Annotated in this window: 24 protein-coding genes and 1 riboswitch; of the genes, 10 read left to right on the plus strand and 14 right to left on the minus strand. The window is 70.9% G+C overall.

Translation table 11 applies throughout. The features are described from left to right. Positions 1–21 precede the first annotated feature (21 nt). The gene (locus OG447_RS05335) at positions 22–597 is read left to right on the plus strand and encodes a GNAT family N-acetyltransferase (protein ID WP_266935193.1); all 576 of its coding nucleotides are present in this window, start codon (positions 22–24) and stop codon (positions 595–597) included. Positions 598–797: 200 nt separating this feature from the next. Here the strand turns inward: OG447_RS05335 and OG447_RS05340 are convergent, their stop codons facing one another. Together OG447_RS05340 and OG447_RS05345 are read right to left on the minus strand one after the other, a co-directional pair. Further along, complete coding sequence (locus OG447_RS05340) at positions 798–1,325, minus strand: amidase (RefSeq protein ID WP_266935195.1); 528 nt, start codon at positions 1,323–1,325, stop codon at positions 798–800. Then, positions 1,322–1,543, minus strand: coding sequence for a hypothetical protein (locus OG447_RS05345; RefSeq protein ID WP_266935197.1), 222 nt, complete (start codon positions 1,541–1,543; stop codon positions 1,322–1,324). The genes OG447_RS05340 and OG447_RS05345 overlap by 4 nt, the downstream gene beginning before the upstream one ends. Before the next feature lie 115 nt (positions 1,544–1,658). Between OG447_RS05345 and OG447_RS05350 the strand changes: the two genes are divergently transcribed. Both OG447_RS05350 and OG447_RS05355 read left to right on the plus strand, forming a co-directional pair. After that, entirely contained in the window at positions 1,659–2,498 is an 840-nt protein-coding gene (locus OG447_RS05350; protein WP_266935199.1) for a helix-turn-helix transcriptional regulator, read from the plus strand. Further along, a complete protein-coding gene (locus OG447_RS05355) occupies positions 2,482–2,679 on the plus strand; it encodes a DUF397 domain-containing protein (RefSeq protein WP_266935201.1) in 198 nt (65 codons plus the stop codon). The genes OG447_RS05350 and OG447_RS05355 overlap by 17 nt, the downstream gene beginning before the upstream one ends. Positions 2,680–2,683: 4 nt before the next feature. Here the strand turns inward: OG447_RS05355 and OG447_RS05360 are convergent, their stop codons facing one another. After that, positions 2,684–3,880: a S8 family peptidase gene (locus tag OG447_RS05360; RefSeq protein WP_266935203.1), complete on the minus strand. Its 1,197-nt coding sequence runs from the start codon at positions 3,878–3,880 to the stop codon at positions 2,684–2,686. A 311-nt stretch (positions 3,881–4,191) separates the two neighbouring features. After that, entirely contained in the window at positions 4,192–5,379 is a 1,188-nt protein-coding gene (locus OG447_RS05365) for a S8 family peptidase (RefSeq protein ID WP_266935205.1), read from the minus strand. Positions 5,380–5,769: 390 nt separating this feature from the next. Between OG447_RS05365 and OG447_RS05370 the strand changes: the two genes are divergently transcribed. Beyond that, on the plus strand, positions 5,770–6,126 hold the full coding sequence (locus OG447_RS05370; RefSeq protein ID WP_266935207.1) for a protease inhibitor I9 family protein: 357 nt from the start codon (positions 5,770–5,772) through the stop codon (positions 6,124–6,126). Positions 6,127–6,149: 23 nt separating this feature from the next. On the opposite strand, the gene OG447_RS05375 is transcribed toward OG447_RS05370, so the two are convergent. The 3 genes from OG447_RS05375 to OG447_RS05385 form a co-directional block, all read right to left on the minus strand. After that, positions 6,150–6,752, minus strand: coding sequence for a Uma2 family endonuclease (locus OG447_RS05375; protein ID WP_266935209.1), 603 nt, complete (start codon positions 6,750–6,752; stop codon positions 6,150–6,152). A 129-nt stretch (positions 6,753–6,881) separates the two neighbouring features. Continuing rightward, complete coding sequence (locus tag OG447_RS05380; protein ID WP_266935211.1) at positions 6,882–7,619, minus strand: family 16 glycosylhydrolase; 738 nt, start codon at positions 7,617–7,619, stop codon at positions 6,882–6,884. 69 nt (positions 7,620–7,688) lie between these two features. Further along, the gene (locus tag OG447_RS05385; protein WP_266935213.1) at positions 7,689–8,306 is read right to left on the minus strand and encodes a phosphoribosylanthranilate isomerase; all 618 of its coding nucleotides are present in this window, start codon (positions 8,304–8,306) and stop codon (positions 7,689–7,691) included. Between the two features lie 191 nt (positions 8,307–8,497). Here OG447_RS05385 and OG447_RS05390 point away from each other — a divergent pair, with 191 nt between their 5' ends. Then, the gene (locus OG447_RS05390; RefSeq protein ID WP_266935214.1) at positions 8,498–8,875 is read left to right on the plus strand and encodes a type II toxin-antitoxin system RelE/ParE family toxin; all 378 of its coding nucleotides are present in this window, start codon (positions 8,498–8,500) and stop codon (positions 8,873–8,875) included. Further along, on the plus strand, positions 8,872–9,207 hold the full coding sequence (locus OG447_RS05395) for a helix-turn-helix domain-containing protein (RefSeq protein ID WP_266935215.1): 336 nt from the start codon (positions 8,872–8,874) through the stop codon (positions 9,205–9,207). Before OG447_RS05390 ends, OG447_RS05395 begins: the two co-directional genes overlap by 4 nt. A 91-nt stretch (positions 9,208–9,298) precedes the next feature. Here OG447_RS05395 and groL read toward each other — a convergent pair whose 3' ends face one another. The 4 genes from groL to thrC form a co-directional block, all read right to left on the minus strand. Continuing rightward, entirely contained in the window at positions 9,299–10,921 is a 1,623-nt protein-coding gene (gene groL / locus OG447_RS05400; RefSeq protein WP_266935216.1) for a chaperonin GroEL, read from the minus strand. Between the two features lie 349 nt (positions 10,922–11,270). Then, the gene (locus OG447_RS05405) at positions 11,271–11,477 is read right to left on the minus strand and encodes a cold-shock protein (protein WP_030009783.1); all 207 of its coding nucleotides are present in this window, start codon (positions 11,475–11,477) and stop codon (positions 11,271–11,273) included. Between the two features lie 398 nt (positions 11,478–11,875). Beyond that, a complete protein-coding gene (locus tag OG447_RS05410) occupies positions 11,876–12,151 on the minus strand; it encodes a MoaD/ThiS family protein (RefSeq protein ID WP_266935217.1) in 276 nt (91 codons plus the stop codon). Between the two features lie 38 nt (positions 12,152–12,189). Next, positions 12,190–13,479: a threonine synthase gene (gene thrC, locus OG447_RS05415; protein WP_266935218.1), complete on the minus strand. Its 1,290-nt coding sequence runs from the start codon at positions 13,477–13,479 to the stop codon at positions 12,190–12,192. Positions 13,480–13,496: 17 nt separating this feature from the next. Continuing rightward, positions 13,497–13,654, minus strand: a riboswitch (SAM riboswitch). A 186-nt stretch (positions 13,655–13,840) separates the two neighbouring features. Between thrC and OG447_RS05420 the strand changes: the two genes are divergently transcribed. Both OG447_RS05420 and OG447_RS05425 read left to right on the plus strand, forming a co-directional pair. Further along, the gene (locus tag OG447_RS05420; RefSeq protein WP_266935219.1) at positions 13,841–14,794 is read left to right on the plus strand and encodes a glucosyl-3-phosphoglycerate synthase; all 954 of its coding nucleotides are present in this window, start codon (positions 13,841–13,843) and stop codon (positions 14,792–14,794) included. 46 nt (positions 14,795–14,840) lie between these two features. Continuing rightward, a complete protein-coding gene (locus OG447_RS05425; protein ID WP_266935220.1) occupies positions 14,841–16,289 on the plus strand; it encodes a trehalose-6-phosphate synthase in 1,449 nt (482 codons plus the stop codon). A gap of 232 nt (positions 16,290–16,521) precedes the next feature. Here OG447_RS05425 and otsB read toward each other — a convergent pair whose 3' ends face one another. The 3 genes from otsB to OG447_RS05440 all read right to left on the minus strand — a co-directional run bounded on the left by otsB (position 16,522) and on the right by OG447_RS05440 (position 19,076). After that, positions 16,522–17,370, minus strand: a complete 849-nt coding sequence (gene otsB / locus OG447_RS05430) for a trehalose-phosphatase (protein ID WP_266935221.1) — start codon at positions 17,368–17,370, stop codon at positions 16,522–16,524. Positions 17,371–17,444: 74 nt separating this feature from the next. Next, a complete protein-coding gene (locus tag OG447_RS05435) occupies positions 17,445–17,681 on the minus strand; it encodes a DUF3263 domain-containing protein (protein ID WP_031145330.1) in 237 nt (78 codons plus the stop codon). Between the two features lie 93 nt (positions 17,682–17,774). Further along, positions 17,775–19,076: an extracellular solute-binding protein gene (locus OG447_RS05440; RefSeq protein WP_266935222.1), complete on the minus strand. Its 1,302-nt coding sequence runs from the start codon at positions 19,074–19,076 to the stop codon at positions 17,775–17,777. A gap of 199 nt (positions 19,077–19,275) precedes the next feature. Here OG447_RS05440 and OG447_RS05445 point away from each other — a divergent pair, with 199 nt between their 5' ends. Together OG447_RS05445 and nagA are read left to right on the plus strand one after the other, a co-directional pair. After that, positions 19,276–20,208: an ROK family protein gene (locus tag OG447_RS05445; protein WP_266938760.1), complete on the plus strand. Its 933-nt coding sequence runs from the start codon at positions 19,276–19,278 to the stop codon at positions 20,206–20,208. Further along, complete coding sequence (nagA, locus tag OG447_RS05450) at positions 20,208–21,371, plus strand: N-acetylglucosamine-6-phosphate deacetylase (protein ID WP_266935223.1); 1,164 nt, start codon at positions 20,208–20,210, stop codon at positions 21,369–21,371. Before OG447_RS05445 ends, nagA begins: the two co-directional genes overlap by 1 nt. The last annotated feature ends 43 nt before the right edge of the window (positions 21,372–21,414 follow it).

Consider the following 21,414-nt stretch of genomic DNA (forward strand, 5'->3'; position numbering starts at 1 on the left):
CGGTTCGGCATACTCGGCGCCATGGAGATACCCGCAGTCGTACCCGCCGGCCGGATGCGCGCCCTGGCCCAGCCCGTGCTCGACCTGCCCGGCGGGTGGGTGCTGCGGGCCTGGGAGCCGTCCGACGCCCCCGCGCTGATCGCCTCCGGCCTCGACCCGGACATCCAGCACTGGAACCGCACGGGCCGGTTCACCGAGGAGCGGGCCGAGGAGCGCATCGCGCGCTACCGCGGCCACTGGGCGGACGGGAAGGCCGCGATCTGGGCCGTGGCCCCGGCCTCGGGAGGACCGGCCGTCGGACTGATCGGCCTGGCCGACCTCGATCTGCGCGGCGGCAGCGGCGAGATCCTGTACTGGCTCCTGCCCGCCGGGCGCGGCGCCGGGCTGATGACCGCGGCCACGGCCCGCGTCAGCCGCTGGGCCTTCGAGGACCTTGGCCTGCACCGCCTGCGCATCGAGCACTCCGTGGCCAACCCGGCCTCCTGCGCCATCGCCACGAAGGCCGGGTTCCCCCTGGAGGGCACCATGCGCGGCGCCCTCCTGCACGTCGACGGCTGGCACGACGAGCACCTGCACGCCCGCCTCCGTACGGACTGACCCTGACGGTGGGCAGACGTATCCGAGCCCACGCGCTCCTGCCGACCAGGTAGGTGGTCACCGCCACGCACCCCGCATCACTTCCGGGTCGCGCAGGTCATCGAAGACACCCTCGTCCATCAGCTCCACGAATCGCCGCCGCAGGGCTGCCGCCATCTGCGACGCCTCTGCGACGCGGCCCGGGCCATCTGGCGGCCCGCTCACGGGTGGGCCGATCCGGCGGCCTCCCGCAGGAAACGGGCGAGGTCGTCCACGCCGTAGCCCAGCTTCGGCCCCCGCTCGGCCGCCATCAGCAGCAGCTGCCCGACGATCTCGGCGCCCCAGCCGTCCGTACCGTCCGCCGACCACTCCCACAGCTTGTCGATGCCGAGGCCGGTCATCAGCAGCCCGTGCCCCGTACGGATCTCCGCGCACAGGTCCGCGACCGCGTCCAGCAGCCGCCCGCCCGGCCGGTCGCACCGCAGCCCGAGGTACCCGCCGAAGTCCTCGACCACGCACCCCTGCGGCGGGACCGCCTTCAGCCCCTCGTAGCGCGGGTCGTCGAACCCCGGACAGCCGTCCACCGGCCAGTGGACCAGCGTGAACCGGTGCCATCCGGGTGGCGGAGGCGGCTGTGGGCCCCCCGCCGTCGGCCCGGGGGCCCCGCGCGGGGCCAGGGCCGTCTCCAGGCCGCGCAGCTTCCAGCCGAGCTCGAAGGCGAACTCCGCAGCCTCGACCGCCTCGTTCACGCGTGCGCCGCCCGCTCGTGCAGGACGGCTGCCAGCCGGAGCGCGGTGTCCAGGTTGCAGCGGCCCAGGTCGACCAGCGGCAGCCCGTACGAACCGGCCGCGGAGACCCGCTCCACGTCGAGCGAGGGGAACAGCACCCCCACCCCGGCCAGGGACTCCCTCAGCTGCGTGACGGCCTCCTCGGCCGCCTGCATCCGCTCCTGTGGAGTGAGCACCATGACATGTCACCTTTCTACTCTGAGTATTCAACTTCTTCACACAGAGTGGCGACGGGCTCGTTAGCCTTTCAAGTGCGGATCCGCAACACCCCCGCATGTTGCTCAGGGAGTTGGCATGACAGCCAAAAAGAACCTCGACCCCTCGTCCTCACCCCGCGCGATGCTCGGCGCGGAACTCCGCGTGGCGCGCGAACGCATCGGTATGAGCCAGGCCGAGTTGGGCGAACGTCTCTTCGTCAGCGGCTCGTTCATCGGCCAATTGGAGGCCGGCACGCGCCGCATGCACCTCGAGGTCGCCAGCCGGATCGACGAGATCCTGGAGACCGCCGGCTTCTTCGCCCGCAACTGTGGCGCGGCGGCCAAGTCGAAGTACCCGGACCACTTCTCCGAGGCCGCCGAAGCGGAGGCCCTGGCGACGACGATCCGGGAGTACGCGCCGCTGATCATCCCAGGGCTGTTGCAGACGGAAGCGTATGCGCGTGCCGTGTTCCGCGCCTATCAGCCGACCGCAACGGAGGCGGATATCGACGAGCTGCTCACGAACCGGCTCGACAGGACCGCCCTGTTGAGTGAACCAACAACCCCGATGTTTTGGTGCGTGCTTGACGAGGGCGTTCTGCGACGAAGCGTCGGCGGTCCACCAGTAATGGCCGCTGCCTTCAGGCGCATCACGGGTCTGATCCGTTCCCACCGGATCATTGCCCAGGTGCTCCCGTTCAGCAGGGGAGCCCATGCGTCCACCGGCGGCTCCATCAAGCTGATGAGCTTCGAGGACGCTCCCCCGCTCGCCTACATCGAAGGCAGCGGAACGGGCTTGCTGTTCGACGATCCAGCCACCGTCAAGCGGCACTCCCTGACCTACGATCTGCTTACAGCCAGTGCCCTGTCACCAGAGGAATCCCTGGCCTTGATCGAGTCCGTAGCGGAGGATGACGCGCATGACCAGCACGCCTGAGTACGACGTCTCGACGGCCACATGGCATAAGTCCAGCTACAGCGACGGCAGCGGCGGCAACTGCCTCGAAGTGGCCGACGGCCACCCCGACCTCGTCCCCGTAAGGGACTCCAAGCAGCCCGAAGGCCCGCACGTGGTGTTCCACGCACGGGCCTGGGCGACCTTCGTCGCGGCGCTCTGAGGGATCAGAGGCCGTTGGTGAACAGCAGCTTGTTCGGGCTGTTGTCGCTGAGGTTCTCGACGATGTCCTTCGTGGACTCGTCGTCCAGGAAGTCCGCCACCTCGGCCGGCAGCGCGTTCGGGTGCTCGGCCTTGTAGAGGGCGGCTACACCGGCGACGTGCGGCGCGGCCATGGACGTACCGTCCAGGGCCAAGCTGCCGCCGCCCATCCGCGCGGAGATGATCTCCTTGCCCGGGGCGTAGATGTCGAGGCACGTACCGAAGTTCGAGAAGTCGGTCTCCTCGTCGTAGCGGTTGGTCGCACCGACCGTCAACGCCGCGGGGGCGGAGGCGGGCGAGACGCGGCAGGCGTCGATGTTCGAGTTGCCCGCCGCGACGACCGGCAGCACGCCCGCGTTGGAGACGTTGGTGACGGCGGTGTTCACCGAGGGGAGGAAGCCACCACCCAGGGAGGCGTTCAGGACGGCCGGCTGCTGGGCCTGGCGGGCGATGTAGTCGAAGCCCGCGATGATCCCGGACCAGTCGCCCGAGCCGTTGCAGCCGAGGACACGGACGCTGACCAGGCTCACCTTCCGCGCCACACCGAAGGTCTTACCGCCGACCGTGCCCGCGACGTGCGTGCCGTGGCCGTTGCAGTCCGCGCCGTTGCGGCCGTCGCCGATCGCGTCGAAGCCGGGACGGGCACGGCTGCCCAGCTCGGTCTGGAACTCGGCGTGCGCGTAGTCGATGCCGGAGTCGACGATGTACGCGGTCACGCCCTGGCCGCTGCCGTTGGCGCTGAAGTTGTGGTCGAGCGGCCGGGACCGCTGGTCGATCCGGTCCAGGCCCCAGGAGTTCGCGGGAGACTTCGTCCCGACCCCCGCCTCGGGAAGCGGCGGGGCGGTCACCTTCGCGTCCTGCTCCACGGACAGCACGCCGCGCGTCAGCCTGGCTGCACTCAGCTGGCTCGCCGTGAGGGTGGTGGCGAAGCCGTTGATGGCCCGGGTGTAGGTGAACTTCGGCGTCACCCCGACCTCGGCCGCGAACCTCACCGGGTCGAGGGACTTGTCGAGGGTGACGATGTACTGGTCCGGGATGGCGTTCGCGGAGGTGTGCAGCGGCGCCGGGGTCGGCTCCGGGGTGTCGGCGGAGGCGGTGGCGGCCCCCACGGAGGTCATGACGAGCACAGCTGCCGTTGTCAGGCGTGCGGCAAGCAGACGCATGAAGGGAACTCCCTGAAGTTCTGGTGGAACGGCGTGGATGAGCCGCACCCCTCGCCGGTGAACGGGTCCCGGGCTGCGGCCCTCCCGTTCATCGGATTCCTCCGTGAGAGGACTTGAGCCGCCCGCCTCCGCCTGGCCGATCTTCCGGGGCGGCTGCGGTAGCCCCGTCGAACATGGTGCAGAAAGGGTCATTCCGGGCTGTCGTCCGGGGCCTCGCGTCGGACGACAGCCGCGGAAAGTTCACCCGTACGGGCGGTCGGGGCCGAAGCCGTGACGGCACTGCGGCACCGGGCGCCCGTACGCCGGTCAGGTCAGAGACCGCCGAGGAAGAGCAGCTGGTTGGGGCTGCCCTTGCTGACGCTGGTCAGGACGTCCTTGGTGGACTCGCTGTCGATGAATTCGTTGAGCTCCGCCGGGTCCGCGGCCGGGTGCGCCTGCTTGTAGAGCGCGGCGACACCGGCGACGTGCGGGGCGGCCATCGACGTGCCGTCGAGGGCCACGCTGCCGCCGCCGAGCTTCGAGGAGACGATCGCCGCGCCGGGGGCGTAGAGGGAGACGCACGGGCCGTAGTTGGAGAAGGAGGTCTCCTCGTCCCACTGGTTGGACGCGGCGACGGTGAGCACGCGCGCGGCGGAGGCCGGCGAGATGTTGCAGGCGTCGACCGCGGAGTTGCCCGCCGCGATGACCGGCAGCACGCCCGCGTCGGACAGGGCGGTCGCCGCGTCGTTGACCGCGGTCGACCGGTCCCCTCCCAGCGAGCCGTTCAGCACGGCCGGCTGCTTGGCGTTCTTCGCCACCCAGTCCATGCCCGCGATGATCCCCGACCACGTGCCCTTGCCGTCGCACCCGAGGACGCGGACGCTGACCAGGCTCGCCTTCTTCGCGACCCCGTACGTGCTGCCGCCGACCGTGCCCGCGACGTGGGTGCCGTGGCCCTGGCAGTCCTGGCCGTTGCGGCCGTCACCGACGGCGTCGAAACCGAAGGTGGCCCGGCCGCCGAACTCGGTGTGGTTGTAGTCGATGCCGGTGTCGAGGATGTACGCGGTCACCCCGGCGCCGTTGCCCTGGGGGGTGAAGCTGTTGTCGAGCGGCAGCTTTGCCTGGTCGATCCGGTCCTGGCCCCACGAGTTCGACGGGGCCCGCATCGCCCCCGGGGAGGTCTGCCTGGGCACGGACTGGACCGAGGCGTCCTCCTCGACCACCTTCACCCCCAGGCTGTTGCGGACGATGGTCAGCTGGAGCGGGGTCAGCGGGACCGCGAAGCCGTTGAGCGCCGAGGTGTAGAGGAAGGACGTCTTCAGGCCGAGCTTCTCCGCGGTCTTCGCCGCGTCCACGCCCTTCTCCAGGGTCACGATGTACTGGCCGGGAACCGCGTTGGCGGACGTCATGAGCGGAGCCGGGGTCGGCTCCGGCGCGGCGGCGGAGGAGGACGCGGTGCCGGCGGCGACCGGGGCGAGGGCGATGAGGGCAGCGGTGGCCACACGTGCGACGAGGCGCATGAGGGGAGCTCCTGGAGGAGGGGTGAATGTCGGCATGCGAGAGCCGCACTCCTGGTGACGCGGACGGCGATCCGGAGTGCGGCCTTCCCCTTCATCGGTGGCCCGCCGGGCGGGACTTAAACGGCCCGTGCCGCTTGGCCGATGGCGCCGGAGGGGGCGGGAACAGATCTTCGCACCCTCAGCAGAAAGGATTCACGCCTTCCGGCGCCCGGGGCCGTCACCTGCGGATACCCTCCTCGCGCCGGCTCGGCGCAGCCCGGCAAGTTCACCCGTACGGGAGGCTCCGCTCGCATCCCCGCGAGGGGCGCATTCGTTGTTCACCTCTGCCCGCATCCGCCGCGCCGCCGGGGGTCGTTGACCGGCCGGGCCGCGCGTGATGGCCTCGCCGTCATGCGTACTCGTCCGAGCTGGACCCTGCCCACGGCCGTCGCCGCCGCCGCACTGGCCGCCGTAGCCGCCCTGCCCGCCCAGGCCGCCGAACCCGCCCCCGGCCACACGGCCGCCTCCCGCGCGGCGGCCCCGGCGCCGGCCGACCACCCCACGTACATCGTCACCGTGCACCCCGGCCTCGACCCGGCCGCCGTCGCCGACGCCTACGGGATCACCCCGGTGTACGTCTACCGCGACGCGAAGAACGGCTTCGCGGCCCGCCTCTCCCCCGAGCAGGTCACGGCGTTGAAGGGGACCGCGGTCGTGGAGTCCGTAGAGGAAGACGGCACCGCCTCCGGCTCCGGCACCGTCCTGTAGAGCACCGCCCCCACATCGGCGGATCAGTGGGGGAACTGCTCCGTCTCCAACGCCACCGGGAACGGCTCGGGGAGCTTCAGCACCCCGCCGAAGGCCACCCGTTCGGTGTGCCGGTAGGCACCGTTCTCGGGCCCCGTGAACAGCGTGGCCGTGGGGCCGTGCTCGTCGAAGCGGTCGATCAGCAGGTAGACCGGGACCGGGGCATGGGCGTAGGCCCAGAGCTTCTTCTTCCGGTCGTCCTCGGCGTTGCCCTTGGAGGTGATCTCCACGACGAGCAGCGCCTCGGCCGCGTCGACCGGATCACTGACGTCCGCGTCGACCCCTTCGACCACTTCCCTCGGCGCGACCACCAGGTCCGGCACGTACAGCTTGCCCAGCGGGGCGATGTGGATGCCGAGGGTCTGGTAGACACCCCGCTCGGGAAGCAGCACCCCGTATAGAGCTCGTTGCACCCTCGCGGCGATCCCGTTGTGGTGTCGGTGGGGCGGCGGCGCCAAGGTGATCCGTCCACCGTCGATCTCGGCGCGCCAGCCCTCCGGCACGTCCAGCTCACGCCAGCTCTGCAGCAGGTACTCCCACACGCCGCCACCGGCGTTCCGGCCGGGTTCGGCCATGGCTGCGGTCATCGCGAGTCCCCTCTCCCATGCCCATGGGCGTGAGCGTAGATCGACGGTTTCGCGGCCCACGCCCGCGTCCTTCAGCGTCCCACGATCGGGGGCGGGCGCAGCTACCTCCGCGCCGAGCCCCGGCCCCCTTCAGCCCCGGTACACGCGCAGCTGCGAGACCTCGTAGGACATCTCCGTCTGCCCCGGGCCCGGCGCCGGGTGGTATCTCCCGGCGGACACCGACAGGTTGACGATGAGGTACGCGTGCCAGCCGCGGCCCACGCCCCTGCCGTCGCTGTACACGCGCGCGCCGTTGACCCACCAGACGACCGAGCTGCGGCCGAACTCGCACTTCAGGTCCACCCAGGCGCCGGGCCGCACCGACGGGTCGCGGTGGTAGCGGTGCCCCTCGCGGACGTGGTTGGACAACTCCAGCAGGTCCGGGTTGTCGGGGTGGTACTCGAAGACGTCGATCTCCTGGCCGCCGTCCCGCCAGGTCCAGATCGCGGGCCAGGCACCCGTCTCCACCGGCAGCTTGACCCGCGCCTCCAGCACGTCGCCGGTGCGCGCCATGAACCCCTCCTCGCTGCCCTCGGTGGTGAGCAGCCCGGCGTCCCAGTTGCCGTCGGGGCGCCGCGTCGCCCGGAAGACGCCGCCGCGGCTGTAGTCGGGGTCGGCGGTGAGGTGGTCGAGCTTGTTGTCCCCCGGGTTGACCGGGCCGCCGTCGGGATAGGCCCAGGAGCGGCCGGCGACCCACTGGTCGGACGAGGCGAAGTCGGCGGTGAAGACGGGGGCGCGGCGGGGCCTGAACGGCGCCGGGCCCCCGCCGGCCCGCGGGGAGAGGCGGCTGGTCAGGCGCCGCAGCCATCCGAACGTTTCCGAGACCATGCCTGAGCTGTGCCCGGCTGGAACCGGTCCAACCCCCGGTTCTCACGCTGGGTCATCGCATGACTGCGTTCAGTGGGCAGAGGCGTGCGCCGCGCGCACGAAGGCGCGGATCAGCTCGGGGGACTTCACCCCGCGCTCCCGTTCGACCCCGCTGGACACGTCCACACCCCACGCACCGGTGGTCCGCAGGGCCTCGCCGACGTTCTCCGGGGTGAGCCCGCCCGCCAGCAGCCAGTGGCCCAGCGGCGCGGTGAACTCCGCCGAACCCCAGTTCCAGGGCTTGCCGGAGCCGGGGTCGGGGGCGTCGAGCAGCAGCAGGTCCTCGCCGTACTCCCCGCAGCGCCCGACGTGCTCGGCGGTGGCGCGCAGCAGGGTCCGGCCGGGGGCGCGCAGCTCCTCGTAGTACTCGAGCCCCTCGTCCCCGTGCAGCTGGACCCCGCGCACCCCGCTCTCCTCGGCGAAGCGCCGCACCTCCTCCACCGGCTGCCCCCGGAACACCCCGACGGTCAGCACCCCGGCCGGCACCCGCCCGGCCAGCTCCCGCGCCAGACCGGCCCCGACGGTCCGCGGGCTGCCGGGCGCGAAGACGAACCCGACGGCATCGGCCCCGGCCTCCACGGCCACGTCGACGTCATGGGCGGTCTTCAGCCCGCAGATCTTGACGAAGGGTCCACTGCTCTCGCTCATCCCCCGAGTCAACCAAACCCGGCCCCCCACCGCCGCCCCGTCCCAACAACCGGGCACGCCATGCGCGACGCCGGCACACGGAAAAGCGCCCGAGGGCGCCGCACGTCAATCGGGAAGTCGCCACCAGCTGATGAGGTGATACCGGCTCGCGGAGCATAATATGTCGTTGACGACATGCCACGCTGCGTCGCATGGACGTTGTGCACGAGATTGAGCTGGAGCCTGAAGTGCGGAGCTGGCTCGAGCTGCTACCGGACAAGCAGTACCGGAAGGTGGAGGAGTACGCAGAGCTGCTGGTCACGTACGGCACCCTCACCCCTATGCCGTTCGCCCGCCCCCTCAGGGACGGCGTCTACGAACTGCGGCCCACTCTCGACGCGGTCGCGACGCGAATCACCTACTGGTTCGCACCTGGGCGGAGGATCGTCCTGCTCACCGTCTTCCGCAAGACGCGGATGCACGAGTCGGACCAGGTGAACCGAGCAGTGGCAGCCCGTACGGTGTGCGAAAGGGAGCACGGGCCGGCCCACACGACGTACACCCGCAGCGAGAATGGGGACGCCTCATGAACCACACCCGCTGGAAGCTGGACCGGGAGCGGAAGGCCGCGCAGGGCTACCGCGAGTCCGCCGAGGCCGAGGCCGAGCGGGCGGAGATCCGGCTGGCGATGGCCTTCGCGAAGGCCGTCCACGACCGGCGCAAGGCGCTGGGCCTCTCCCAGGCCGAGCTGGCGGCGCGGGCCGGGCTCACGCAGGCGAAGATCTCCCGGGTGGAAGGGGCGGACGCGGTGCCCACGCTGCCCCTGCTGCGCCGCCTCGCGCACGCTCTGGACGCGTCCTTGAACATCGCGCTGGGATCGGACCACGAAGAGGTCGTCTTCGTCGCGCGCCCCGCCGCCTGAGACACCCGGCAAAACGCCCGAGGGCGGCACCCGCTCCGTCCGGAGTGGGTGCCGCCCTCGGTTCGAGAACAGCCGATCAGCCAGGGGCTGATCAGAAGTCCATGTCACCGCCCGGCATGCCGCCGCCCGCGGGGGCACCGGCCTTCTCGGGCTTGTCGGCGATGACGGCCTCGGTGGTGAGGAAGAGGGCCGCGATGGACGCCGCGTTCTGCAGGGCAGAGCGGGTGACCTTCGCCGGGTCGATGATGCCCTCGGCGATCATGTCGACGTACTCGCCGGTCGCGGCGTTCAGGCCCCAGCCAACCGTCAGGTTGCGGACCTTCTCCACGACGACGCCGCCTTCGAGACCACCGTTGACGGCGATCTGCTTCAGCGGGGCCTCGAGCGCGAGCTTCACGGCGTTGGCGCCGGTCGCCTCGTCACCCGACAGGTCGAGCTTCTCGAAGACCGAGGAAGCCTGGAGCAGGGCCACGCCACCACCGGCGACGATGCCCTCCTCGACGGCCGCCTTCGCGTTGCGAACGGCGTCCTCGATGCGGTGCTTGCGCTCCTTGAGCTCGACCTCGGTCGCGGCACCGGCCTTGATGACGGCCACGCCGCCGGCCAGCTTCGCGAGGCGCTCCTGGAGCTTCTCGCGGTCGTAGTCCGAGTCGGAGTTCTCGATCTCGGCGCGGATCTGGTTGACGCGACCCTGGACCTGGTCACTGTCGCCCGAACCGTCGACGATCGTGGTCTCGTCCTTGGTGATGACGACCTTGCGGGCGCGGCCGAGCAGGTCGAGACCGGCGTTCTCCAGCTTGAGGCCGACCTCCTCGGAGATGACGGTGCCACCGGTGAGGATGGCGATGTCGCCGAGCATGGCCTTGCGGCGGTCGCCGAAGCCCGGGGCCTTGACGGCAACGGACTTGAAGGTGCCGCGGATCTTGTTGACGACCAGGGTCGACAGGGCCTCGCCCTCGACGTCCTCGGCGATGATCAGCAGCGGCTTGCCGGACTGCATGACCTTCTCCAGGAGCGGCAGCAGGTCCTTGACCGAGCCGATCTTGGAGTTGACGATCAGGATGTACGGGTCGTCGAGCGACGCCTCCATACGCTCCATGTCGGTGGCGAAGTACGCCGAGATGTAGCCCTTGTCGAAGCGCATGCCCTCGGTGAGCTCAAGCTCCAGACCGAAGGTCTGGGACTCCTCGACGGTGATGACGCCTTCCTTGCCGACCTTGTCCATGGCCTCGGCGATGAGCTCGCCGATCTGGGTGTCGGCGGCGGAGATGGAGGCCGTGGAAGCGATCTGCTCCTTGGTCTCGACATCCTTGGCCTGGGCGAGCAGGGCGGCGGAGACGGCCTCGACGGCCTTCTCGATACCACGCTTGAGGGCCATCGGGTTGGCGCCGGCGGCTACGTTGCGCAGGCCCTCGCGGACGAGAGCCTGGGCGAGCACGGTGGCGGTGGTCGTACCGTCGCCGGCGACGTCGTCCGTCTTCTTGGCGACTTCCTTGACCAGCTCGGCGCCGATCTTCTCGTACGGGTCCTCGAGCTCGATCTCCTTGGCGATGGAGACACCATCGTTGGTGATCGTGGGGGCGCCCCACTTCTTCTCAAGGACGACGTTGCGACCCTTGGGGCCAAGGGTGACCTTGACGGCGTCGGCGAGCTGGTTCATCCCACGCTCGAGACCGCGCCGGGCCTCCTCGTCGAACGCAATGATCTTGGCCATCTGAAGTGGTCCTCCCGGACAGGGGTGGATTGCTCCGGACCGCGCCCGCGCCCGCGACGGACGGCCTGCGTGCCCGGCGGTTCCTTCCCGCCGGACCCTGCGGGCCTCACCGACCCGGTCCTCGTTTGGTAGCACTCTCACTTGGAGAGTGCTAACGCCAATGATTAGCACTCGACCCCCGCGAGTGCAAGCGGCTTCGGGCAACGCCGGGTGAGGAGACAGGCGGGACACGGGCCCACGGGCCACGACGCACGAGGGGCCCGCATCCCGTGTCCAGGATGTGGGCCCCTCGTGCGTGTGTGGAACGTGGAACGCAGAACACAGTGCGTGGCGGTCGATCGCGCCAGGACTAGCCGAGTGCGAGCTTGACCATGTCCGCCTGCGGACCCTTCTGGCCCTGCGAGATCTCGAACTCGACCCGCTGACCCTCTTCAAGGGTGCGGTACCCGTCCATCTGGATGGCGCTGTAGTGGACGAACACATCCGCACCACCGTCGACCGCGATGAAGCCGTAGCCCTTCTCCGCGTTGAACCACTTGACGGTGCCCTGAGCCATGCCTAACTCCCCTATTACTGGCCCTTGCGCAGGAACGCACTTCGCGGTCCCGGGTCATCACTTGCGTCGGAACGCGTCGACCGAGGCTGAATGTATCTGCGCGAGTGCTGTCCGCAACAGGTCAATCCGACGAGAATTCTGGACACCCAGAAACATTGAAAAAGAGTGAAAATTTGCCATATCGCAGGGCAACTCGGGCCAGGCATATTGCGCCAAAGCCCCATACCGCACTCGTACATTGACCCGATGTCGACCCTCACGCGGCCCGTTCATATGCGGCGGGCAAGAACAGCGGAGGGGACTTCCCCAACTCTACCGCGCCCAATCAAGCAGAATTGCCCCCTCCGCTTCTTAGCGGAGGGGGCAATTTCGGTTTTCGCGTGTCACCTACGGGAAGGTCAGCCGCCCGCGACCGCGGGGATGATCGAGACGCCCGCACCGTCCGGAGTCACGGCTTCCAGCCCGCCCTCGAAACGCACGTCGTCGTCGTTCACGTAGACGTTGACGAAGCGGCGCAGCTTGCCCTGGTCGTCCAGGACGCGCGCGGCGATGCCCGGGTGGCTCTTGTCCAGGGACTCGATGACCTCGGCCAGGTTCGCGCCCTCGGCGGGGACCTCGGCCTTGCCGCCGGTGTAGGTGCGCAGGATGGTGGGGATGCGGACGTTGACGCTCATGGCGCTACTGCCTTTCCGGTAGGGCGGAGGAGAAGTGGTCAGACCAGGCCGGCGGCGCGGAAGGCGTCCAGGCTCGGGCGGATGGTCGCGGTCTGGCCGCTGTCCGCGGCGACCGCCTCCAGGGTCTTGAGCCCGTCACCGGTGTTCAGGACCACCGTGGTCAGCGCCGGGTCGAGCTGCCCGTTCTCGATGAGCTTCTTCGTCACGCCGACGGTCACGCCGCCCGCGGTCTCGGCGAAGATGCCCTCGGTCTGCGCGAGGATCTTGATGGCCTCGACGACCTGCTCGTCGTTGACGTCCTCGACGTAGCCGCCGGTGCGCCGCGCGATGTCCAGGACGTACGGGCCGTCCGCCGGGTTGCCGATGGCCAGCGACTTGGCGATGGTGTTCGGCTTCTGCGGGCGGACCACGTCGTGACCCGCCTTGAAGGCGGACGACACCGGGGAGCAGCCCTCGGCCTGGGCGCCGAAGATCTTGTACGGCTTGTCCTCGACGAGACCGAGCTTGATCAGCTCCTGCAGACCCTTGTCGATCTTCGTCAGCTGCGAGCCGGACGCGATCGGGATCACGATCTGGTCGGGCAGCTGCCAGCCGAGCTGCTCGCAGATCTCGTACGCCAGGGTCTTGGATCCCTCGCCGTAGTACGGGCGCAGGTTGACGTTGACGAAGCCCCAGCCCTCGCCCAGCGGGTCGCCGATGAGCTCGGAGCAGAAGCGGTTGACGTCGTCGTAGTTGCCCTCGATGCCGACCAGGTCGCCGCCGTACACACCGGCCATGACGACCTTGCCCTGCTCCAGGTCGTGCGGGATGAACACGCAGGAGCGGAAACCGGCCCGGGCGGCGGCGGCGCCGACGGCGCCGGCCAGGTTGCCGGTGGAGGAGCAGGACAGGGTGGTGAAGCCGAAGGCGCGGGCGGCCTCGACGGCGATGGCCACGACGCGGTCCTTGAAGGAGTGCGTCGGGTTGCCGGAGTCGTCCTTGACGTAGAGCTTGCCGGTGACGCCGAGCTCCTTGGCCAGGTTGGCCGCGTCCACGAGCTTGGTGAAGCCGGGGTTCAGGCTGGGCTTGGAGGCCACGTCCGCGGGGACGGGCAGCAGCGGGGCGTAGCGCCAGATGTTGTTCGGGCCGGCCTCGATGGCGGCGCGCAGGGCCTCGGGGTCTCCGGTCGGGAGGTCGTAGGCGACTTCCAGAGGTCCGAAGCACTCGGCGCACGCGAAGATGGGGCCGAGCTCGAAGCGGGTACCGCACTCACGACAGGAAAGGCCGGTGGCGGGTCCCAGATCGACGGAAACCTGGTCGGCAGAGGTGGGAGCAGTCTGTGAAGCCATGATGGCGAGGCCCTTTCTCCTCATCTTCCCCATGGCGCACTTCGCCATGAGACGGAATTGGCACCTTCCCTAGCCGGGGACCTCGCTGATGTCGCTGACGTACGCGATCGCGAGACCGACTGGAGGGTTGCCGGGGCTTCAACGGGCCGTGTCCCTCTGCCCCTCTGGATGAGCGGTATGGCACCGGGCCGCGCGCTCTATGGCGCGTCCGGGCGTTTGTGCGCGAGGACCCCCGACATGCGATGGTCCTTCGCGTTGTTCAAGACTGTAACCGAAGGCCCCGTGTGGTTGAGACAGCCGTCCGAACCGCGAGATGGATCTCAATGGGGTCAAAATCGCCGAACGGCAGGGAGTTCTGAAAGTGCTGGAAGAGGTGGAGCGCTGGCTGGCCGACCGCTCCTGGTCCGCCGCCGACCGACCGCTCGACCAGCTGCTGGAGCGGAAACGGGCAGCGGGCACCACGGTCAGCGTGGTGCTGCCCGCGCTCGACGAGGAGGCGACCGTCGGCGCCATCGTCGAGGTCATCCGGCGCGAGCTGATCGAGGGACTCCCGGTCCCGCTGGTGGACGAGCTGGTCGTCGTCGACTCGGGCTCCACGGACCGCACGGCGGCGGTCGCGGCGAAGGCGGGCGCCCGGGTGGTGCACCGTGACGAGATCCTGCCGCGCATACCGGCGCTGCCCGGCAAGGGCGAGGTGCTGTGGCGCTCGCTGCTGGCCACCACCGGGGACGTGGTCTGCTTCGTCGACGCCGACCTGCGGGACTTCTCCTCCGTCTTCGTCTCCGGGATCGTCGGACCGCTGCTGACCGACCCGGACGTGCAGTTCGTCAAGGCGATGTACGACCGCCCGCTGGGCGACACCCCGGGCCAGGGCGGCCGGGTGACGGAACTGGTGGCCCGCCCGCTCCTCAACCTCCACTGGCCGCAGCTGGCCGGTTTCGTGCAGCCGCTGGGCGGCGAGTACGCCGTACGCCGCAGCCTGCTGGAGCGGCTGCCGTTCCCCGTCGGGTACGGCGTCGAGTTGGGCCTGCTGGTGGACGCCCTGCACACGGTCGGCCTGAACGCGCTGGCCCAGGTGGACGTCGGGGTACGGCTCCACCGCCACCAGGACGGGCAGGCGCTCGGCCGGATGGCCGCGGCGATCTACCGCACCGCGCAGGTACGGCTCTCGCGCGGGCACCTCGTACGGCCGGAACTGACGCAGTTCGAGCGGGGGCCGGACGGGTTCGTGCCCCGGACGTACCCGGTGGACACCGAGGAGCGGCCGCCGATGGCGGGCATCAAGGAGTACGCGACGCGACGCAGCGTCGCCTGATGATTGCGGACGTTTGAGCGAGCGCGGGCCGGGCTAGGTTGGCCGCATGGCTTCTCAGGTACTCGTTGCAGCGAACCGCGGCCCGCTCTCCTACGCCCTCTCCGACCAAGGCACCCTCAGTGCCCGGCGCGGCGGGGGCGGTCTCGTCTCCGGCCTCTCCGCCGCGCTGGCACAGCAGCCGGAGGCGCTGTGGATCTGCGCGGCCCTGTCGGAGGCGGACCGGGAGGCGGTCCGCCGGGGGGTCGCCGAGCCGGGTGTCCGGATGCTGGACATCGATCCCACCGTGTACGACGACGCGTACAACGGCATCGCGAACTCGGTGCTCTGGTTCACCCACCACCACTTGTACAACGTCCCGCGCGAGCCGGTCTTCGACGCACGGTTCCGGCAGCAGTGGCAGTCGTACGTCGCCTACAACAAGGCCTTCGCGGAAGCCCTCGCCGAGGAGGCCGCGGAGGGGGCGCGGGTCCTGGTGCAGGACTACCACCTGGCCCTGGTCCCGGGCGCACTGCGCGAACTGCGGCCGGACCTGCGGATCGCGCACTTCACGCACACGCCGTGGGCTTCGTACGAGTTCCTGCGGATGCTCCCGGACGACATCCGCAGCCAGCTGATGTGGGGGATGCTCGGGGCGGACGTGGTGGGCTTCCACACGTGGGCGTGGGCGCACACCTTCATGGGCGGCGCGCACCTGGACGACGAACGCGGCATCGCCCAGCCGATGTCCCCGGCGGGGACGGGCGGGGAGCGGTACATCCAGAAGAGCCCCTGGAGCCCGGTGCGGCACAAGCGGACGGACGTGGCCGTGTACGCGCTGGGCGTGGACGCGGACGAGCTTCGGGCGCTCGCGCACCGGCCGGAGGTCGACGAGAAGCTGGCGCAGCTGCGGGCGGAGGTCGGGGACCGCAAGGCGATCGTCCGCGTGGACCGCACGGAACTGTCGAAGAACATCCTGCGGGGGCTGCTGGCGTACCGGGAGCTGCTGACGGTCCACCCCGAGTGGCGGGGCCGGGTCGTGCACCTGGCCTCCGCGTACCCCTCGCGGCAGGACCTGAAGGTGTACCGGGAGTACACGGAGTCGGTGCGGGAGCTGGCGGAGGAGATCAACGCGGAGTTCGGGACGGCGGACTGGCGGCCGGTGCTGGTGTCCGTGAAGGACGACTTCGCGCGCTCGCTGGCGGCGTACCGGATGGCCGACGTGGCGCTGGTGAACCCGGTGCGGGACGGGATGAACCTGGTGGCGAAGGAGATCCCGGTGGTGTCGGAGGCGGGGTGCGTGCTGGTGCTGTCCACCGGGGCGGGGGCGTACCAGGAGCTGCGCGCGGACGCGCTGACGGTGAACCCGTTCGACGTGACGGAGACGGCGGAGGCGTTGCACGCGGCGCTGTCCATGCCGGACGAGGAGCGGGCGGGCCGCACGCAGCGCCTTGCCGCTGCCGCGACCGCCCTTCCCCCGTCAGCCTGGTTCACGGCCCAGCTGGATGCCCTGGCCTAGCCGCGGCCCGCTCCTGGGGCTCCGCCCCAGACCCCGCGCCTCAAACGCCGGCGAGGCTGTCTTTCAGCCCGCCGGGCACGTGCATCAGCCAAATCCAGCCCCGCCAGGGCAAATCCAGCCCCGCCGGCGTTTGAGGCGCGGGGGTCCGGGGGCTGGCCCCCGGCAACGGCGGCGCGGGCGCGCACGGACGGCAGCCCTCACCCCCGCCAGGGCAACGGCGCAGCCGGACCGGTCAGGCCCGCAGCGCCGCGGCGAGGATGGCCAGGAAGGCCACGACCTGGGACGGCCCGTCCAGGACGAGGTCGGCTCGGGAGGCCAGCTCCGGGACCTCCGCCGAGCCACTGCACACCAGCACCCCCGGCAGCCCGTCGGTGCGGCGCTTCTCGACGGCGGCGAAGGCGGCGAGGTCACCCAGGTCGTCCCCCGCGTAGAGCACCGCCTCCGCGCCCGTCTCCGCGAGGAACTCCGCCAGGGCGACCCCCTTGTCCGTGCCCGGCGGCCGCAGCTCCAGTACGGCCCGGCCCGGCTCGACCATCAGCCCGTGGCGGGCGGCCAGCCCGGCCAGGGGTTCCCGCAGGGCCGCGAAGGCCGCGTCGGGGTCCTCGGCCCGGCGGGTGTGGACGGCCAGAGCCCGGCCCTTCTCCTCGATCCAGGTGCCCCGCCAGGCCCCGATCGACTCCAGGAACCCCGGCAGCTCGGCCCGTACCGCCGCCACCCCGGGGTGCTCGGCGGGGGCGTGGACGGTCCCGGTGACGGCGTCCCAGCGCTCGGCCCCGTAGTGGCCGAGGACCACCAGGTGTTCGAGGCCGGGTATCCCGGCGAAGCCCCCGTAGCGGACGGCGACGCCCGCCGGCCGGCCGGTGATCACGGCCACGGAGGCCACTTCCGGGGCCAGCGCGGCGAGGGCGGGCACGGCTCCCGGGTGGGCGCGGGCCTGGTCCGGGTCGGGGACGATGTCGGCGAGGGTGCCGTCGAAGTCGAGGGCGACCACGGACCGGCGTGGTGCGCGGAGCAGGGCTTCGAGTCCCTCGCGTCCGGCTGCGGTGACGGGCATCGGCAAGTCGTGCGGATGGCTCCCCATACGGACGACCCTAACGGCCCAGCGGCACGACGGCTACGGCGCGGACCGGGCCCGCCGCGGCCGGCACGCGCCCTTCACCTGCGGGCCCGCTGGGCCTCGCGGATGCGCCGCAGCCGGTTCACCGTGCCGGGGGCGTGGGCCAGTGCCCGGGGGTCGTCCATGAGCACGTTGAGCAGCTGGTAGTAGCGGACCGGGGTCATCCCCAGCCCTTCGCGTATGGCCCGTTCCTTGGCTCCGGGGCCGGGCCAGGTACGTCCCTCGTACGCGAGCACCGCGGCCTCCGTGGCCGTCAGCTGCCCGTCGTCCGTCATACCGCCAGATTAACGCCGCCCACCGACACCGGCCCGGGCGGTGGGCGGCGCCCCGGCCGCCACGCCGCCCCGCCCGCACCGGACCGCCCCGCGTCAGCGCGGGTCGGCCGCCCGCGCCGCCGTCGCGATCTCGTCGAGGACCTTCGCCGGCTGCCCGCCCGGCTGGACGGTCTTGCCGATGTTCTGCTTGATGTCCTCGCTCACGCCGGCCCAGGACTTCTTGCCGACCGGGTACAGCTTGGACTTCGGCAGGGCCGCCAGGAAGGTCTTCAGCTGCGGGGCCGCCCCGCCCGTGCCGCCCTCCATGGCCCGGTAGCCGCTGGTGGTGACGGGCAGCAGGTCGTAGGTGTTGGTGAAGGCCGTCACGTTCTTCGCCTCGTACAGGTAGTCCAGGAACTTGCCGGACTCGACCCTGTGCCCGTTCTTGAAGGCCATCACCCAGTCCGCGACGCCCATCGCCGACTGCTCGGTCCCGTCGGCGGTGGGCAGGGTGACCATGCCGAACTTCACGCCCTTGCCCGCGGCCTGCTTGAGCAGCGTCGGGTGGCCGTTGAGCATGCCGACCTCGCCGCGCGTGAAGGCGTCGAAGGCGGCCTGGCGGTCCAGCTTGCCCGGCTCGACGGGGCCGGTCAGCCCCTGGCCGACCATCTTGTCGCGCAGGAACTCCAGCGTCTTGACGTTGTCGGCCGAGTCGATGGAGTAGGCCTCTTCGTTGTCGGTGTAGCCGCCACCGCCCGCGAGCATCCACATCATGGTCTCGGCCTGTGCCTCCTCGCGGCCCAGCGGCAGCGCGAAGGGGGTCTGGACGCCGGCTCCCTTGAGCTTCTTCGCGGCGGCTTCCAGCTCCGCCCAGCTCTTGGGCTGCCAGGGGGTCTTCCCGTCCTTGGGGATGACGCCGGCGTCCGCGAGCAGCTTCTCGTTGTAGAAGAGCAGCCGGGTGCTGGCCACGAAGGGCATGCCGTACTGGACGTGCTTGACCTTGCCCGCCTCGGCGAGCGGGCCGAGGAAGTCGGCCTCCGTCTTCACGGAGAGCAGCTCGTCCACGGAGTACAGCTTGTCCTCGGCCGCGTAGTCGGCGTAGGCGCCGATCTGCGCGATGTCGGGGGCCTTGCCCGCCTTGACCATCGCGGCGACCTTGGCGTCGACCTCGGACCAGTTGTAGACGCTGACCTCGACGTTGATGCCGGGGTGGTCCTTCTCGAAGGTGTCGGCGAGGTCCTTCCAGTACGCCGCCGACGAGTTCTGCGAATTGTCCCCGTAGTCGGCCGCCACGACCCGCAGGGTCACCTCGTTGTCCCCGGTGAGTCCGCCGAGGGCTCCGCAGCCGGTCAGCGTCACGGCGGTCAGGCACAGAGCGGCGCCGGACGCGGCCAGCCTCAGGTAACGGCCCTTCACAGTTCTCCATCCACCCCTTCTTGTACGTACGATCCACGTAAGGTCTACACCACTTTGGCGGCGCGTCCACATCCGGATCCGGTCCGTGTCCGGTTCGCGCCCGGACCTTGGGCCCAAATTTGTATGGCCACTCAACAATCCCCCTCAATGGACTAGACCTTTCCCCGCCGAGCACGCGAGACTGTCACCTGTGAAACCCGTGAAACACGTCATCGCCCTCGATGTGGGCGGCACCGGGATGAAGGCCGCCCTGGTCGCCGCCGACGGCGCCCTGCTCCACGAGGCGCGCCGCGCCACCGGCCGCGAGCGGGGGCCCGACGCCGTCGTCGAGACGATCCAGGACTTCGCCGCCGAGCTCCTCGACACCGGCCTCGAGCGCTTCGGACGGGCCGCCTCCGCCGCCGGGGTCGCCGTCCCCGGCATCGTCGACGCCGAGAACGGGACCGCCGTCTACGCGGCGAACCTGGGCTGGCGCGACGTACCGATGCGCGAGCTGCTCAGCAGACGCCTCGGCGGCATCCCGGTGGCCCTCGGCCACGACGTGCGCACGGGCGGCCTCGCCGAGGGCCGTATCGGGGCCGGCCGCGGAGCCGACCGCTTCCTCTTCGTGCCCCTGGGCACCGGCATCGCCGGAGCCATCGGCATCGCCGGCCGCATCGAGGCGGGCGCCCACGGCTACGCGGGCGAGATCGGCCACATCGTGGTCCGCCCCGGCGGCCCCGCCTGCGGCTGCGGCCAGCACGGCTGCCTGGAGACCCTCGCCTCCGCCTCCGCTGTCAGCCGCGCCTGGGCCGCCGCCTGCGGGGACCCCGACGCGGACGCGGCGGACTGCGCCAAGGCCGTCGAGGACGGCGACGCGCGCGCCCGCGAGGTCTGGCTGGCCGCGGTCGGCGCCCTCGCCGACGGGCTCGTCACCGCGATCACCCTGCTGGACCCGCGCACGCTGATCATCGGTGGCGGGCTCGCCGAGGCCGGGGAAACCTTGTTCACACCACTACGGAAGGCCGTCGAGGAGCGCGTGACGTTCCAGCGCCTCCCCCACATCGTTCCGGCGGCCCTCGGGGACACCGCCGGATGCCTGGGCGCAGGGCTGCTCGCCTGGGACCTACTCGCCACGGAGGTACCTGCCTGATGTCCGGAAGCGCGCACAGCACTGTTCTCTCCGGCGCCAGGGTGGTGCTGCCCACCGGAACCGTGGCCAACGGCCGGGTCATCGTCGAGGGCGACCGCATCGCGGGCAGCGCCCACGAGGGCGCGCAGGTCATCGACCTGACCGGGCACTGGATCGTCCCCGGCTTCGTGGACATGCACAACCACGGCGGCGGCGGAGCCTCCTTCACCTCCGGCACCGCCGAGGAGATCCTCAAGGGCGTACGGACCCACCGCGAGCACGGCACCACCACCCTGGTCGCCTCCACCGTCACCGGGGACCTCGCCGAACTCGCCCGGCGCGCCGGGCTGCTCGCCGAACTGACCCAGCAGGGCGAGATCGCGGGCATCCACTTCGAGGGCCCCTTCATCAACCCCTGCCGCAAGGGCGCCCACGAGGAGACCCTGCTGCGCGACCCCGACCCGGCCGAGGTCCGCAAGCTGCTCGACGCCTCGCACGGCGCCGCCCGCATGGTCACCCTCGCCACCGAGCTGCCGGGCGGCCTGGACTCCGTACGGCTGCTGGCCGAGCACGGGGTGATCGCCGCGATCGGCCACACGGACTCCACGTACGAGCAGACCCGCGAGGCCATCGACGCGGGCGCGACCGTGGCCACCCACCTCTACAACGCGATGCCCGGCATGGAACACCGCGCCCCCGGCCCCATCGCGGCGCTGCTGGAGGACGAGCGGATCACCGTCGAGCTGATCAACGACGGCACCCACCTGCACCCCGCCATGCTGGAGCTGGCCTTCCACCACGCGGGCGCGCACCGCGTGGCGCTGATCACCGACGCGATGGACGCGGCCGGCTTCGGCGACGGGACCTACCGCCTCGGCCAGCTGGAGGTCGAGGTCAAGCAGGGCGTGGCCCGGCTCGTCGAGGGCGGCTCCATCGCGGGCTCGACCCTGACCCTGGACACCGCCTTCAAGCGCTCGGTCACCCTCGACAAGCTGCCGGTGGAGTCCGTGGTCCGGGCGATCTCCGCCAACCCGGCCAAGCTGCTGGGCCTCTACGACCGGATCGGCTCGCTGGAGCCCGGCAAGTACGCGGACCTCGTCGTCCTCGACGCCGAGTTCGGGATCCGGGGCGTCATGCGGCACGGCGAATGGATCGTCAGCCCCGCCGCCCGGGCGGCGATCTGACGGCCAAGCGGCTGCAAACGACCGAGCGGCCGGCCCCCGGACT

Source organism: Streptomyces sp. NBC_01408 (assembly GCF_026340255.1).
Taxonomy (GTDB): Bacteria; Actinomycetota; Actinomycetes; order Streptomycetales; family Streptomycetaceae; genus Streptomyces.

What these genes read in the sequence shown, in the direction of transcription:
- OG447_RS05360 (WP_266935203.1), bottom strand. Translation starts at nt 3,880, where the DNA reads ATGCGTCTGCTTGCCGCACGCCTGACAACGGCAGCTGTGCTCGTCATG.
- OG447_RS05425 (WP_266935220.1), top strand. Translation starts at nt 14,841, where the DNA reads ATGGCTTCTCAGGTACTCGTTGCAGCGAACCGCGGCCCGCTCTCCTAC.
- OG447_RS05370 (WP_266935207.1), top strand. Translation starts at nt 5,770, where the DNA reads ATGCGTACTCGTCCGAGCTGGACCCTGCCCACGGCCGTCGCCGCCGCC.
- OG447_RS05390 (WP_266935214.1), top strand. Translation starts at nt 8,498, where the DNA reads ATGGACGTTGTGCACGAGATTGAGCTGGAGCCTGAAGTGCGGAGCTGG.
- OG447_RS05435 (WP_031145330.1), bottom strand. Translation starts at nt 17,681, where the DNA reads ATGACGGACGACGGGCAGCTGACGGCCACGGAGGCCGCGGTGCTCGCG.
- groL (WP_266935216.1), bottom strand. Translation starts at nt 10,921, where the DNA reads ATGGCCAAGATCATTGCGTTCGACGAGGAGGCCCGGCGCGGTCTCGAG.
- OG447_RS05355 (WP_266935201.1), top strand. Translation starts at nt 2,482, where the DNA reads ATGACCAGCACGCCTGAGTACGACGTCTCGACGGCCACATGGCATAAG.
- otsB (WP_266935221.1), bottom strand. Translation starts at nt 17,370, where the DNA reads ATGGGGAGCCATCCGCACGACTTGCCGATGCCCGTCACCGCAGCCGGA.
- OG447_RS05395 (WP_266935215.1), top strand. Translation starts at nt 8,872, where the DNA reads ATGAACCACACCCGCTGGAAGCTGGACCGGGAGCGGAAGGCCGCGCAG.
- OG447_RS05410 (WP_266935217.1), bottom strand. Translation starts at nt 12,151, where the DNA reads ATGAGCGTCAACGTCCGCATCCCCACCATCCTGCGCACCTACACCGGC.
- OG447_RS05335 (WP_266935193.1), top strand. Translation starts at nt 22, where the DNA reads ATGGAGATACCCGCAGTCGTACCCGCCGGCCGGATGCGCGCCCTGGCC.
- OG447_RS05405 (WP_030009783.1), bottom strand. Translation starts at nt 11,477, where the DNA reads ATGGCTCAGGGCACCGTCAAGTGGTTCAACGCGGAGAAGGGCTACGGC.
- OG447_RS05385 (WP_266935213.1), bottom strand. Translation starts at nt 8,306, where the DNA reads ATGAGCGAGAGCAGTGGACCCTTCGTCAAGATCTGCGGGCTGAAGACC.
- thrC (WP_266935218.1), bottom strand. Translation starts at nt 13,479, where the DNA reads ATGGCTTCACAGACTGCTCCCACCTCTGCCGACCAGGTTTCCGTCGAT.
- OG447_RS05365 (WP_266935205.1), bottom strand. Translation starts at nt 5,379, where the DNA reads ATGCGCCTCGTCGCACGTGTGGCCACCGCTGCCCTCATCGCCCTCGCC.
- nagA (WP_266935223.1), top strand. Translation starts at nt 20,208, where the DNA reads ATGTCCGGAAGCGCGCACAGCACTGTTCTCTCCGGCGCCAGGGTGGTG.
- OG447_RS05350 (WP_266935199.1), top strand. Translation starts at nt 1,659, where the DNA reads ATGACAGCCAAAAAGAACCTCGACCCCTCGTCCTCACCCCGCGCGATG.
- OG447_RS05345 (WP_266935197.1), bottom strand. Translation starts at nt 1,543, where the DNA reads ATGGTGCTCACTCCACAGGAGCGGATGCAGGCGGCCGAGGAGGCCGTC.
- OG447_RS05380 (WP_266935211.1), bottom strand. Translation starts at nt 7,619, where the DNA reads ATGGTCTCGGAAACGTTCGGATGGCTGCGGCGCCTGACCAGCCGCCTC.
- OG447_RS05375 (WP_266935209.1), bottom strand. Translation starts at nt 6,752, where the DNA reads ATGACCGCAGCCATGGCCGAACCCGGCCGGAACGCCGGTGGCGGCGTG.